This window comes from Streptomyces sp. NPDC002054, from assembly GCF_040296685.1.
Classification (GTDB): Bacteria; Actinomycetota; Actinomycetes; order Streptomycetales; family Streptomycetaceae; genus Streptomyces.
Genome location: NZ_JBEOXT010000015.1, coordinates 149,410 through 163,168 on the forward strand (window position 1 = coordinate 149,410; position 13,759 = coordinate 163,168).

13 protein-coding genes are annotated in these 13,759 nt (G+C 71.8%); all 13 read left to right on the forward strand.

Annotated features, from left to right (window positions below):
* Positions 1 to 7: 7 nt before the first annotated feature.
* The 13 genes from ABT123_RS16605 (at position 8) to ABT123_RS16665 (ending at position 13,586) form a co-directional block, all read left to right on the forward strand.
* On the forward strand, positions 8 to 1,396 hold the full coding sequence (locus ABT123_RS16605) for a hypothetical protein (RefSeq protein ID WP_351314280.1): 1,389 nt from the start codon (positions 8 to 10) through the stop codon (positions 1,394 to 1,396).
* A gap of 702 nt (positions 1,397 to 2,098) precedes the next feature.
* The gene (locus tag ABT123_RS16610) at positions 2,099 to 3,226 is read left to right on the forward strand and encodes a zinc-dependent alcohol dehydrogenase (protein ID WP_351314283.1); all 1,128 of its coding nucleotides are present in this window, start codon (positions 2,099 to 2,101) and stop codon (positions 3,224 to 3,226) included.
* Complete coding sequence (locus ABT123_RS16615; RefSeq protein WP_351314286.1) at positions 3,223 to 4,173, forward strand: ROK family protein; 951 nt, start codon at positions 3,223 to 3,225, stop codon at positions 4,171 to 4,173. Before ABT123_RS16610 ends, ABT123_RS16615 begins: the two co-directional genes overlap by 4 nt.
* 31 nt (positions 4,174 to 4,204) lie before the next feature.
* Positions 4,205 to 5,203, forward strand: coding sequence for a phosphotransferase family protein (locus ABT123_RS16620; protein ID WP_351314289.1), 999 nt, complete (start codon positions 4,205 to 4,207; stop codon positions 5,201 to 5,203).
* A gap of 230 nt (positions 5,204 to 5,433) precedes the next feature.
* A complete protein-coding gene (locus ABT123_RS16625; RefSeq protein WP_351314292.1) occupies positions 5,434 to 5,961 on the forward strand; it encodes a dioxygenase family protein in 528 nt (175 codons plus the stop codon).
* A 103-nt stretch (positions 5,962 to 6,064) separates the two neighbouring features.
* Positions 6,065 to 7,423 carry an aspartate aminotransferase family protein gene (locus ABT123_RS16630; RefSeq protein WP_351314295.1) on the forward strand — a complete coding sequence of 453 codons (1,359 nt, stop codon included), beginning with the start codon at positions 6,065 to 6,067 and terminating at the stop codon, positions 7,421 to 7,423.
* Positions 7,420 to 8,376, forward strand: a complete 957-nt coding sequence (locus ABT123_RS16635) for an inositol monophosphatase family protein (protein ID WP_351314298.1) — start codon at positions 7,420 to 7,422, stop codon at positions 8,374 to 8,376. The genes ABT123_RS16630 and ABT123_RS16635 overlap by 4 nt, the downstream gene beginning before the upstream one ends.
* Positions 8,377 to 8,381: 5 nt before the next feature.
* The gene (locus ABT123_RS16640) at positions 8,382 to 9,296 is read left to right on the forward strand and encodes a diiron oxygenase (protein WP_351314301.1); all 915 of its coding nucleotides are present in this window, start codon (positions 8,382 to 8,384) and stop codon (positions 9,294 to 9,296) included.
* Positions 9,283 to 10,152: a class-II aminoacyl-tRNA synthetase family protein gene (locus ABT123_RS16645; RefSeq protein ID WP_351314304.1), complete on the forward strand. Its 870-nt coding sequence runs from the start codon at positions 9,283 to 9,285 to the stop codon at positions 10,150 to 10,152. The genes ABT123_RS16640 and ABT123_RS16645 overlap by 14 nt, the downstream gene beginning before the upstream one ends.
* A complete protein-coding gene (locus tag ABT123_RS16650) occupies positions 10,149 to 11,159 on the forward strand; it encodes an NAD(P)H-dependent flavin oxidoreductase (protein ID WP_351314307.1) in 1,011 nt (336 codons plus the stop codon). The genes ABT123_RS16645 and ABT123_RS16650 overlap by 4 nt, the downstream gene beginning before the upstream one ends.
* A gap of 2 nt (positions 11,160 to 11,161) precedes the next feature.
* Positions 11,162 to 11,395 (forward strand): acyl carrier protein, encoded by a 234-nt coding sequence (locus ABT123_RS16655; protein ID WP_327733592.1) that lies wholly within the window; start codon positions 11,162 to 11,164, stop codon positions 11,393 to 11,395.
* A gap of 7 nt (positions 11,396 to 11,402) precedes the next feature.
* Positions 11,403 to 11,954, forward strand: a complete 552-nt coding sequence (locus ABT123_RS16660; protein WP_351314310.1) for an MOSC domain-containing protein — start codon at positions 11,403 to 11,405, stop codon at positions 11,952 to 11,954.
* 261 nt (positions 11,955 to 12,215) lie between these two features.
* Positions 12,216 to 13,586 (forward strand): sialidase family protein, encoded by a 1,371-nt coding sequence (locus tag ABT123_RS16665; protein ID WP_351314312.1) that lies wholly within the window; start codon positions 12,216 to 12,218, stop codon positions 13,584 to 13,586.
* Positions 13,587 to 13,759 lie beyond the last annotated feature (173 nt).

The window sequence follows — 13,759 nt, forward strand, 5'->3', positions numbered from 1 at the left end:
TCCCGCCATGAGGCACCCCTTCCGCCCGCCCCTGGGCACCACCCTGACCGTGCTCACGGCCACCGCCGTGCTGCTACCACCCCTCGCCACCGCCGTCCACGCCGCGCCGGGCGACCAACCCGTGGCCGTCCTCAACGGTGACTTCGCCGAGCCCGCGATGAAGGGCGACGGCCCCACCACCGTCACCATCGACAACTGGACCGGCGCGAACCAGCGCTACTCCCCCGCCGCCTCCGGCCGCACCGGCACCTCCCACGCCGTCGCCCTGCAGAAGGACGGCAACACCCTGCGGCAAAGGCTGCGCGGAGTACGCGCCGGAGCCCGGGTCACCGTCACCTACGAGGACAGCCCCGCCGTCTCCAAGGAGTGCGTGGCCGCCGACGTCGACAGCGGGCAGCCGTACACCGTCGAGGGCAGCGGCGGACCGGTCCAGGCGGTGACCACCGCCCCCGACACCGGCCGAGTCAAGGGCACTCCCGGCACCGGCAAGTGGACAAGCCGCACCTACGCGTTCACCGCCGGCGAGAGCGACCCCGCGCTCACCTTCACCTCGAAGGTCACGGGCACCCGCACGCACCTCACCTGCACCCCGATGATCGCCGCCATCCGCGCCGTGGAGGTGCCCCCGGCGGTCGACCAGACCGTCGACCGGACCGCGCTCGGCACATCCGAGGCGTACAAGGGCAACGAACGCGAGAAGTCCCTGCACAACGCGGCAGCCGCGTGCAACGGCGAGAACGCCTGCACCTTCCGCCCCGACACCCGGACCTCCTTCCGCTACTTCGGCCAGGCCCGCGTCATCGGCGAGACGTTCATCAACTGCACCCGCAACCCGCTGGAACACACCCGCGTCCTGCAGTACTCCGAACGCAGCCACGACAGCATCGCCCAGACCTACAGCAACGCGAACCTCGCCCTGGAAGAAGTCGCCCGCCTGCCCACCACCGGCGACCGCGCCGAGGACACCAAGCGGATCAAGGGCCGCCCGATGGCCACCCAGTTCGCCCTCGCCTACGAGAAGACCTGGCAGCGGCCCTGGCAGTGGTTCAGCAGCGACCAACGCCAGGTCAACGAGAAGATCCAGCCCGGCGAGGTCAGCTGGGTCGAACTCCAGCCCAGCAGGGAACGCGTGGAGGGCTGGTTCGTCAGCAACAAGGAGGACTACCGCCTCCACGCGGTCATCGACGGCCCCTCCCGCGCCGTACCCGACCGGCTCATGCAACGCACCGGCCCGATGACCGAGACCGAGAAACAGCGCTGCATCGCCGACCGCCCCACGACCACCACCCCCGTCGGCGCGAACACCCCCGCCTCCTCCGCCGACAAGGGCCTCCAGGAAATCCCCACTCCAACCACCCCGGGAACCCGCGCGACCACCACCATCCCCCTCAGCTGATACCGAGCAGCGTCAGCGCCGAGCGCATCGCGAAGTACGGTCCCATGCAGCTCCGGGAGTACACGGCGGAGTGGCTCTGACTTGAGATCAAGGGGCAGGCAGCGGGCCTCCTCTGCGACCTCCCGAGGCCTCTGTCGTGCTAGAGGGATTCGAGGAATACCCATGAGCGCCGCTCCCCTTGATCCGCGCCTCACCGAGGAACTACCTGCTGGCACATCGCACCAGCAGGCCGTCCCGGGACCGTCGCGCTCACGGGACGGTCGTACTTCGCTGACGGAGACGGCGTCACCGTCCTTGTGCGCGTGTCCGGAGACGACGCATTGGCAAGCTACGGGGGCACCTTGGTCTGGGCCGTCGTCCTCTGCGACAGACGGATGTACTCAGCTCTACGCGTACCTTGACGATGCCCGCATCGCCTACGACCGGCGCCCCACCGTGGAGCTTCCCCGCGGCGCCAAGGTACGCCCCACCGCACGCATCAACCTATAACCGGGAGGAGCTCAGAAAAGACAATCAAGACGGCCGGATTCTTGGATCCGGACGGGCCGTGCACGAGGCCCTGACCAGCCGACATTCCGGCCGGCTCGGAAGCCGCTGGGCTCGGGCCCGCCGGCCGCGGACGCGGAGTGGCTCAGAGGCGTCGTGTCCGGCCGCGTCCGGCTGCGCTAGCGTCGCCCTCCCGAACACCGATGGGGAGGTCTCGTGCGCGCTCTCGTGTATCTGGGTCCAGGCTCCGCCGAACTGCAGGACCGGCCCGCCGCGCAACTCGTGAACGGTGATGACGTCGTGGTGGAGATCGTCGGTACGGGGGTCTGCGGAACAGACCGCAAGATCCTGCTCGGGCGGTTCCCGGCCCGGCCGGGCGTGGTGCTCGGGCACGAGTCGGTGGGTGTGGTGCGGGAGACCGGGCCCCAGGTGCGTTCGGTCGGGGTGGGGGACCGGGTGGTGGTCAACCCCACGCTGTACTGCGGGTGGTGCGTTCCGTGCCGTCGGGGCGCGACCAACTTCTGCCGTCACAAGGCCGGGACCGAGGTCGGCGTCGACCGGGACGGCACGTATGCGGAGGCCGTGACCCTGCCGGAACGTTTCGTCGAACGGATCCCCGCCGGGCTGCCCTTCCGCAGCGCGGTCCTGATCGAGCCGCTCGCCTGCGTCCTGAACAACGTCGAGGCCGCTTCCGTCACCTTCGACGACACCGTGGTGGTTCTCGGCGCGGGCCCGATCGGGATGCTGACCGCACTCGTCGCCGCCCGCCAGGCACGCCGGGTCACCGTTGCCGAACCGGACGGCTACCGGCTGGAGCAGGCCCGCGAACGGTTCACACACGTGGTGGACGTGGCCGAGACGGACCCGGCCGAAGCCGTGGTGAAGGCCTCGGGCGGCGAGCGTCCCTCCGTCGTCTTCGACACCACCGGCACCGGCCTCGACTCGGCGCTACGGCTGATCGACGACGGCGGCCGGGTCGTGGTGATGGGCTTCGACGACACCTACACCGTGCCGCTGCGCCCGCTCCGGCTCACCAACCGGGGGATCCGGCTGATCGGCGCCGGGGACTACCGGGCGGACATCTTCCCGGTCGCCGTGGACCTGGCCGCCGAGCTGGGCGACCCACAACGACCCGGCGCCGGCGCCGTACCGGTCCTGGAGCGGCTGGTGACGCACGAGTTCCCGCTCGAACGTCACGCAGAGGCCTTCGCCGCGCTCGGCGGTCTCGCCCAGGACGACGGCTACGGCGGCACCGGACGGCCACCGCGCTACGACGCGCTCAAGGTCGTCATCCGCTCGCACTCCGGCCCGGTCGGCGCCGACGGCTGGCCGGTGGACGCGTGAGCGCGCAGCGGCTCGGGTCGATCGAGTCCGGTGGGACCAAGTTCGTCTGCCTGGTCGGCTCGTCCCCCGACCGGATCGAGGCCGAGATCCGGTTCCCGACCGGCGAACCGGGCCCCACCCTGGCCCGGGCCATCGCCTTCTTCCAGGAGACGGCTGCCGCGACCGGACCGCTGGACGCGATCGGCATCGCCTCCTTCGGGCCCCTCGAACTGCGCCCCGGCCACGCCAAGTTCGGCCACCTCGCCGCTACCCCCAAACCCGGCTGGTCCGGGGTGGACGTCGCCGGTCCGGTCGCCGCCGCGCTCGGCGTGCCGGTGGGCATCGACACCGACGTCAACGGCGCGGCCCTCGGCGAGGGCCGCTGGGGCGCGGCGCGCGGCCTGGACACCTACGCCTACCTCACCGTCGGCACCGGCATCGGCGGCGGCGCTGTGATCGGCGGCAAGGTGGTCAGCGGCCTGGTCCACACCGAGATGGGCCACCTCGCGGTGCCCCGGATCGCGGGTGACGACTTCCCCGGCTCCTGCCCCTTCCACGGCGACTGCTGGGAGGGGCTGGCCGGCGGCGAGGCGATGGGCGCCCGCTGGGGGACCCCGGCCGAAGAACTGACCGGCGAAACCCTGCGTGAGGCGCTGCAGCTGGAGGCGGCCTACCTCGCCGCGGGGCTGCGGAACATCGTCTATACGACCGCGCCCCAGCGGATCGTGATCGGAGGCGGCGTCGCGGAACTCCCCGGGCTGTTCCCGCTGCTCCGCGCCGAGCTGGCCGCGGCACTGGCGGGATACCCCGGGCTGCCCGAGCACGCGGCCGAGGAATTCGTGGTCCCGGCCCGGCTCGGCCGCCTCGCCGGACCGGCGGGCGGACTGGTCCTGGCGGCCGGGGCGGCCTCTGCCGCGCGGCAGCGGCCGTGGTCCGACCCTGGGCCATCGGGGGGAACGGAGGTATGAGGACGGCCCCGGGCCGGGCAGGCTGGCCGATGTGACGCGCCCAGATCCGGTGGGCCTCCTCGACCCGGCCACCCACGCCTGGCTGACCCGGCACGCCCTGCCCGGCGCCCGGCTGCACGAGGTGGACCCGCTGCCCGGCGGATTCACCAACGACATGGCCCTGCTCACGGCCCAGCCCGCCGACGCACCGGGCGCGGAGCGCTACGTGCTGCGCCGCTACCGACCCAGCGGCAGTCGGGTCCCGCGCAACACCTGTGCGGTGGAGGTCGCCGTCCTCGGCCGGGCGGCGGCCAGTACCGTCCCGGTGACCGCGGTGGTCGCGGCCGATCCGCACGGCCGGGCCACCGGCCGCCCCACCCTGCTCTACCGGTTCGTGGACGGGACCCCGCTCAGCCAGGTGCTCGCGGACGGCCCGGTGAGCGGCGAAGCGCGGGCCCTGGGCCGGGCCGTCGGCGCCGTGCTGGCACGGATCGGCCGGGTCAGGCTGCCCCGCCCGGGCGTCTTCGGAGACGCTTCGCTGGTCCCGGCCCCGGACGGCGCGGCCCCTCTGGGCGACCTGCCCGGTTTCGTCGACCGTTGTCTGGCGACCTCGGCTGCGGACGGGCCGCTGAGCGGGACGGATGCGGCCGTACTGCGGGCCCTGGCCCGCCGGGGGCCCCGGGCACTCGCCGCCGTGGCGGGTGAACGCAGCCTGGTGCACTGCGACTTCAACCCGAAGAACGTCCTGGTCCAACGGCGCAGCGGGCAGTGGGCGGTGGCCGCCGTGCTCGACTGGGAGCTCGCCTTCAGCGGCTCCCCGCTCTTCGATGTCGGGAACATGCTGCGCTTCGCCCACGAGTACCCGCCGGCCTTCACCGCGGGCTTCGTGGAGGGCTTCCGGGGCGGGAACGGCCGGCTGCCAGTGGACTGGCTGCGGCTCAGCCGGACACTGGACCTCTTCGCGCTCGCCGACATCCTCACCGCACCACCCGACCCGGCCTACTTCGCCCGCGCCCGCGCCGTGCTGTGCCGGTCCGCCGCCGACCGGTAGTGAGTGCGGCCGGACGAGCGCGCGCCAACGATTGTCGCCCTGTCCCATCCGGCCCGTGCGCCACTCTTTTCCCAGGAGACGACTGCTGTCCGTGCGGATCACGGAAGCCCTGGCAATATGCGTCCAATAAATGGCGAAGAGGTGACACGGGGCCTTCTTCTCAACATCGGGAATGCCGGTTAGTCTGCCTGGACGGAAGCGAAGATCCTTGACCAAGGGAGAATTCCGCCGTGGAGAACGGAAGTCCGGAAAATGTCCTGAAGACGCTCACGCCGACCGTTCGCTGCAACGGGACGCCGCCCACGCCCGCCCTGCGCGAAGGGCCGTACTACAAGCCCGACACCCCCTGCAGGACCAGCTTCCGGGGCGATGTGGAAGGAGGCGTTCCGATGCTGCTGCACGGCGCCGTGCGCACCCCCGAGGGCAAGCCGATCGGCGGCACCCTGCTCGACTTCTGGCAGGTCGGGGACGCTGGGGTCTACGACGACGACGGCTTTCGGCTGCGCGGCCACCAGTTCGCCGACGCCGATGGGCGGTGGCGGCTGGAGACGGTACTGCCCGCCCTGTACCCGGGGCGGACGCGGCATGTGCACGTGAAGGTGCAGCCGCCCGGTGGAGCCGTACTGACCACGATGCTGTATTTCCCCGGGGAACGCCGAAACCATCTCGACAAGTATTTCCGGCCAGAATGTCTGATGGATGTGCGGGAGACGTCCGAGGGGTGGGACGCCGCGTACACCTTTGTTCTGGACGTGTGAAATCCGGCCACCTAATCCCGTAAGGAACCATTTAGTCCACTGCCCGGAGATATCGATATCCGCCGTCCGTCGTGTCCGCGGGACGGAAGTCGACAGGAGACACATGGCCGATCTCATGCGCGCCCAATGCGATACGCAGAGCGATGCCCGGAGTGACGCGCGAATCGGTGCCCGGAGCGACGTCCGAGGCGATGCCCTGAGCTACGCGCAGAAGCACCTGTACTACCCGGTCAGCGCGTATGAGATGGACCACGGCGAAGGCATCCACCTGTACGACACGGACGGCAACGAGTACCTGGACTGCGCGTCCGGCACCTTCAACCTGAGCCTCGGCTACGGGCACCCCGAAGTGGTCAAGGCCATCCGCGACCAGGCCGAACGACTGGTGCACACCACCTCGACCTTCCAGACCGCCCCCGTCAACGAGCTGGTCCGGCGGCTGGTCGAGGTCACCCCGCCGAACCTGACCAAGGTGCACCTCAAGGTGTCGGGCGGCTCCACCGCCAACGAGGGCGCGGTCAAGATGGCGCAACTCGCCACCGGCCGCCGCGACGTCATCACCTTGTTCCGCAGCCACCACGGCCAGACCATGATGACGACGACCATGTCGGGCGAGTCCTTCCGCAAGGCCCCGTTCCCGCACCTCATGCCCGGCGTGCTCCAGGTCCCCGACCCCTACTGCCTGCGTTGCTTCTACCGCCAGGCGGGCCCCGACAGCTGCGGCATGCTCTGCGTCGAGCGCATCAACGACTTCCTCGACCATGCCAGTTCCGGCAGCGTCGCCTGCGTGGTCGTCGAACCGGTCTCCGGCAGCGGCGGCAACATCGTGCCCCCCGACGGCTACCTGCCCGCGCTGCGCGCCTTGTGCGACGAACGGGGCATCGCACTCGTCTTCGACGAGATCCAGACCGGCATCGGCCGGGTCGGCCGGATGTTCGCCGCAGAGCACTACGGGGTCCGGCCCGACATCCTGACCACCGCGAAGGGCCTCGGCGGCTCCGGCGCCCAGATCGCGGCCATCGTCGCCGACGAGCGGATGTCCGGGCTCAGCGCCGACCACCACTCCTTCACCTACGGCGGCAACGTCCTCGCCGCTGCCGCCGCGGCCACCACCCTCGAGGTGATAGGCCGCCCCGGCTTTCTGGAGAACGTCCGGGAGGTCGGCGCCCACATCATGGAACGGCTACGCGCACTGGCCGCCTTGCACCCCGCCGTCGTGGACGTGCGAGGCCTCGGCCTGATGATCGGGATCGAGATCGGCGACGACGCGGGCCGCCCGCACAGCGAACGCGCCCAAACCCTGGCCCGGCGCGGCATGGACCATGGTCTGATCCTGCGCACCTCCCGTTATGGACGGGGGAACGTGATCAAGATCCGCCCGCCGCTGATCCTCACCCGCGCCGAGGCCGATCTGCTCTGCGACCGGCTCGAAGCCCTCTTCGCGGCCGAGGCCGCCGCATGACGGGCACCGCGCACAGCAGTCCGCCGGAGGCCGCGGCTGTGCGGCAGTACGTGACCGGCCTCGCCAGTGCTGTCCGCGAGGCCGTGCTGGCCGCCCGGCACCGGGCCGGCAGCCGCCTGGTCCGGGGCCACTCGCCGGGCGGGGACGCCCAGTTCGGCCTCGACGAGGTCGCGGAGGCGGCCGTCTGGAAGTACGTCGTCGGTCACGACCTGCCCGTCGCCGTCTACTCCGAGGACCGCGGCCTGCAGTACCACGGCACGGACCCGGCCCACCTGCTGGTCGTCGACCCCATCGACGGCACCCGGCCCGCCGTCGCCGGCCTGGAGTCGGCCACCGTCTCGGTCGCCGTCGCCCGTATGTCGCAGCGCCCGCGCATCGCCGACGTCGAGCACGCGCTGCTGATGGAACTGCGCACGGGCGCCTACCTCTACGGGGACCTGGCGACGCCCGGCATCACGGCGTACGGCTACGACCACCCCGTCCCGGCGCTGACCCGTACCACCGACCCCGCGCGGATGTTCTGGTCACTGGAGTTCAACGGCCACCCGGCCCGCCTGATGACCGAGGCCTACGGCCACCTCATCGACCGCTCGGCCAACACCGGCGGGGTGTTCGTCTTCAACAGCGCCACCTGGTCCATCTCCCGGCTGCTCACCGGCCAGCTCGACGCGTACGTGGACATCGGCAACCGGCTGCTGCGCGACGACCCGGCGCTGCTGCCCGAGTTCGAACGCGTCGGCAACGGCCGGGTCCTGCACCTGTTCCCGTACGACATCGCGGCGGCCGTCTTCCTCGCCGAGCGGGCCGGCGCGGTCATCACCGACGGCTACGGACAGCCGCTCGGCGAGACCGTCCTCACCGACCTGAGCATCAACAACCAGCGGTCCTGCGTGGCCGCAGCCACCCCCGAGCTCCACCGGGCCCTGCTGTCGGCCGTCCGATGGAAGGAGTGACGCCCATGCGCCCCCAATACACCCCGCCCACCGGACCGGCCGGCACCGCGACAGCGGACGACACCGAGTTCAGGGTCCTGCTCGACCGGCTTTCCGACAAGGCCACCGCGGACTACTACAACCCGTTCACCACCTTCGACTGGCCGCCCACGATCCCCACCGACGGGCTCTGGATGTCCCCCGAACTGCTCTCCGTCCACGGAACCGAGCTGATGGACGAACTGAGCCCCGGCCAGTTCCAGGCCCTGAGCCGGTGGGAGAGCATCAACTTCTACAGCCTCAACGTGCACGGTATCCGCGAACTGCTCATCGAGGTCACCCGGCGCATCCACACACCCGGCTTCGAGCTCCCCTCCGAGTTCTTCCATCACTTCATCGGGGAGGAGAACGACCACATGTGGTTCTTCGCCACCTTCTGCCTCAAGTACGCCCACAAGATCTACCCTGACAAATCGGTCAAACTGCCCGAAACCCCGCGCGACCCGGACATCGAGAACTTCCTCGTCTTCGCCCGGATCCTGATCTTCGAGCAGATCGTCGACCACTACAATGTCCAGCTGGCCGCCGACGGCCGACTGCACGCGACCATCCGGCACATCAACCGGCTGCACCACCAGGACGAGTCCCGGCACATCGCCTTCGGCTGCCGCCTGGTGCAACTGCTGTGGGAGCGGCTCCTCGGCAGCGGCCTGGACGAGGCGGCCCGGCTCGAACTGCGTAGCTATCTCGGCCGCTACATCGCCACCAGCATGGAGTCCTTCTACAACCCGACCGTCTACCGCGACGCGGGCCTACCGGACGGCTTCGCGCTGCGCCGGCGGCTGCTCGCCCACCCCGCCCGGCAGGCCGCCCACGCCAAGGTCCTGCACAAGAGCACCGACTTCCTCCAACGGATCGGGGTGTTCGATGCCCGTCACTGACCCCACGGCCACCGGGACCACCTGGTCGGTCCGGGACGGACTCGCCACCCTCGACGAACCCGCCGTTCTGCTGCGGGACGCACTCGACGCGGTGTTCACCCGCTGGGGCACCGAGGCCGGAGCCCGGCAGCAGAGCTACCCGCCGCTGCTGCGGGCCGAAGACCTGCGGTCCCTCGACTACTTCCGCAACTTCCCGCACCTGGGCAGCCCGGTCACCCGGATCCGCCCCGACCGGCTGGCCGCCCTCGCCGCGGCTCCGCCCGGGGCCACCACCGCGCTGCCTGCGGCCGAGCTGGCCGACGCCACCCACATGCTGCCCTCCGCAGCCTGCTACGGCTGCTTCCTGCACCTCACCGGCACCAGCGCCGACACCCCCGTCCTGATCACCACCGTCGCGCAATGCTTCCGCAACGAGGACCACCAGGACGGGCTGCGCAGGCTCTGGGGGTTCACCATGCGGGAGATCGTGTGCGTCGGCTCCGCCGAAGCCGTACGGACCCACCTCGACCGGCACCAGGAGCGGATCCTCGCCTTCGGCGCGGCCCTCGGCCTCACCCTGGACCGGCAGCCCGCCACCGACCCGTTCTTCGAGAAGGACGGCGCCCGCGCCGTCATGCAGCTGCTCGCCCCGGTCAAGGACGAGTACCTGCACACCGACGGCACCGCCGTCGCGTCCACCAACAACCACCGCAACTTCTTCGGCGAGCGTCGCGCCATCAGCCACGCGGGCCGCCCGGCCTTCACCGGTTGCGTCGCCTTCGGCCTGGAACGCTGGGTGCACGTCCTGAGCGACCTTTTCGAAGGAGACCTGGCCGCCGCGCACCGCGCCGTACGGCAGATGGGGGAAGCCTCGTGACCCGGCTGACCGCCCGGCTCGGGCTCGAACTGCCGCTGCTCCAAGCCGGGATGGGCGCCGTAGCCGGCCCCGCCCTGTGCGCCGAGGTGTCCCGGGCCGGAGCGGGCGGGACCCTCGCGCTGTACAAGGAAGCGCCCGCGCGGGCCGCCCGGCTGGTCCGGGAAGTGGCGGCCTCCACCGGCCGCCCGTTCGGGGTGAACGTGGTCCCCGAGGTCACCGGGCCGGCCGGCTGTCTGGACCAGCTCCGGGCCGTCCTGCCCGAACTGCCCCGGGGCGGCTTCGTCACCTCTTTCGGGCTGCCCGACGCCGACGCGGCCCAGGCCGTGCGGGCAGCCGGACACCCGCTGGTGGTCCAGGTCGGCAGCCTCGCGGACGCCGACACGGCCCTTGGGCAGGGCGCGGCGGTCCTGGTCCTCCAGGGCACCGAATCCGGCGGCCACCTGCTCGGCCGGCTGCCCGTGGACCTCCTGCTGGCCGCCGTCCGGGCCCGCCACCCGCACGCGGTCCTGGCCGTCGCGGGCGGGATCGCCACCGGGAGGGACCTCGCGGAGGCTGTGGCGCGCGGCGCGGACGGGGCCATGGCCGGAACCCTGTTCATCCCGGCCGCAGAATCCACCGCGCACCCGGAGTTCAAACGCCGGGTGGTCGAGGCCGTGGCCGACGACACGCTCATCACCTCCCTCTTCGACATCGGCTGGCCGAACCGCCCGCACCGTGTCCTGCGCAATGCCCTCACCAGCGCCTCGGACCGCGCCCCGGCCACCTTCATGGCCACCACCCGGGTGGACGGCCGGGAGCACCCGGTACCGCGCTACAGTGCGGCGGCTCCGAGCGAGGCCACCACGGGCCGCATCGAGGAGATGGCCATGTACTGCGGCCGGTCCTGCACCCGCGTCACCGCCCTGGACCCGGCCGCCGTCACCGTCGCCCGCATCCGCCGGGAGTATGAGAGCGCGCGCCGGCCCCCGACGGACTCCCGACAGCTGCACCGGATCCAGGAGAGGTGACCATGGACGACGTGATCAAGCCGGTCGTGGACTGGCTGCGCGAACGCAACCCCACCGTCGAAGAGATCCCGGAGGACCTCGACCTGATCGAGAACCGGCTGATCGACTCCCTCGGCTTCATGGAGTTCATCCTGCTGCTGGAGGACCTGATCGGCCGGGAACTGCAGCTCGACCAGATCGACGTGAACCAGTTCCGCACCCTTCGGTCCCTCACGGACCATTTCCTGAAGGGGTGAACCGCCCATGGCACAGGCCCCGCCGCTCATCGGACCCGGCCGGGTCACCTCCCTGCACCTCGCCGCGCGCACCGGGGCTCCCACCTTCCGCGTAGCAGAGGCCCGCGCAGCGACCGGCCGCGGGCTGGTGGGGGACCGCAACTACTGGGCGGGCGAGGGCCCCAGGCCCCGGCGCCGGGGCACCGGCCGGGCGTCCGGGGTCTGCGACGTCACCCTCATCGAGGCCGAGGCGCTCGAGGCCCTGGCCCGCGAGCACGGCATCACGCTCACCCCCGCCGAATGCCGGCGCAACCTCGTCTGCCGCGAGATCCGGCTCAACCCGCTGGTGGACCAGGAGTTCCAGATCGGGGCGGTAATCCTGCGCGGCCTCAAACTCAGCGAACCCTGCGCCCGCCTCGAACAGCTGGTCCGCCCCGGCCTGATCCGCGGCCTGCTGCACCGCGGCGGCCTGCGGGCCGAGGTGGTCCGCGGCGGGACGATCCGAGTGGGCGACCGGATCCTCCCACTGCCGCACGACGCGCGGCAGCTCGTGCCCCCCGTCCCATCCGACCTTCCCTGAGGGCGGCACGGATCCCAGCCACGACGCGCCCAGCCGGATCCGGCCCCGACTTCTTCGCATCCCTCACCCGCGGGCCCGCGACCCAGTGGCGAGTTCGCCGACGGCAGGCGGCCGAACGGCTACTTGTCCCCACCGGACGGCCCGGTGAATCGTGGGACGGGCCGCAAGCGTCCATGTCAATCCGCGGATCGGGACGGTTCGCCCGCGCGCCGCGCGGAATGCGGGCTGTCCGGCCCGTGGCCCAGCAGGCAGGAGGACAGCATGGCGATCGAAGGCGCCGCCCCCGGGCGGCAGAGCGGCAAGGCACCGGAGTTCGGTGCGGACGCTCCGTCATCCAAGGCCGTGGAGCGCGCGGAACGGGCGGGCGAGGAGCTCGCCGCGACGGGGGCGGCCGTCTCCGTCCGCCTGCTGGAGTGGGGCTTCGCCCTCCGCCTCGACCAGCGCGCCGCCGACCGCCTCGCACCCCCCGGCAGCACCAGGCTCGACAGTGGCTTCCCCCGCCTGGTGGAGGAAGTGCTCGCCGGCCACCTGCCCGAGGCCCTCGCCGAAGCTGTCGGCGCGGGGCTGGCCGGACGCGCCGAACAGATCGGGTCGGCCGCCCGGGGCGCCGGGTGCGAGCTGGTCTCGCCGTGGGCCGCGCCCACCCTCCTCGCCCCCGTGGCCCTGAACGCGCCGCCGCGCGAGACCGGCCTGTGGTTCAGCGTGTTCGAACCGGGCGAAGGCTGGGGAGCGGACGTGCAGTTCACGGCACGCTACGCCTCCGAAACACCGGCCCTGGCCGTCTTCCGCAATGACCTGTACTGCGTCTACCAGGGCCGAGGCGATGACCCCGACCTGTGGTGGACCGCGCACCGCGCGGACGGCAGCTGGTCCGAGGACCAGCCGTTCCCCGGTCACCACACCCTGGGCAGCCCGGCCCTGGCCGTGTTCCAGGACCGGCTGTACTGCGCGCACCGTGGCGGCTCGGGCGACTGGGGCATGGCGCTGACCTCGTACGACGGTGGTACCTGGACGCCGGACCGGCCGGTCCCGGACGCCGAGAGCGTCTACGGCCCGGCGCTGGCCGTCTTCCGCGACGAGCTCCACCTCGCCTACGCCGACGCCGCCCAACGGATCATGGTCACCACCAGCCGGGACGGCCGCAGCTGGACGCCCCCCGAACCTGTCCCCGGCTGCGCCACCACGAGGTCCCCGGCGCTCGCCGTGTACGACGGCAACCTGCACCTGCTGTACGGCAACCCCAAGGACGGGGCGATCCACTGGACCAGGCTGCGCGGCACCACCTGGACCTCCGAGGGTGCGCTGCCCGGCCATCGCACCCGGAGCAACATCGGCCTTGCCGTCTTCGACGGCAAGCTGATGTGCGTCCACCGGGACCCCGCCGGCCAGCAGCTGTGGTGGTCCTCCTTCGACGGCGCAGGGTGGAGTACGGACACCGCGATGCCGGGGCACAGCAGCAAGTACGGTCCGGCGCTGGCCGTGCACCGGGACCGGGCCGGCACCCGCGACCAACTCCTCTGCGTCCACCGGGGCCACGCCCAGCGCTTCGTCACCGCGACCGGGGAGGTGCTGACCGACGAGGACCCGGCGGGGCTGCACGAACTCGACGATCCGGCCTCCGCCGCCGACTGAGACCGGGTCCTGTGCGGCAACCCGGGGACGTGTGAGCGCCGCACACGTGTCGCCCCCATCGGCGTTGGGGCCTCTGTCGTCGTGGGAACTCCCACGACCGCAGGGGTCGTCGCCACGATGGCGACCGGCAATGCCGCCGTCCCCGACGTCGTGTGCCCGGGGTCGACGTGCTG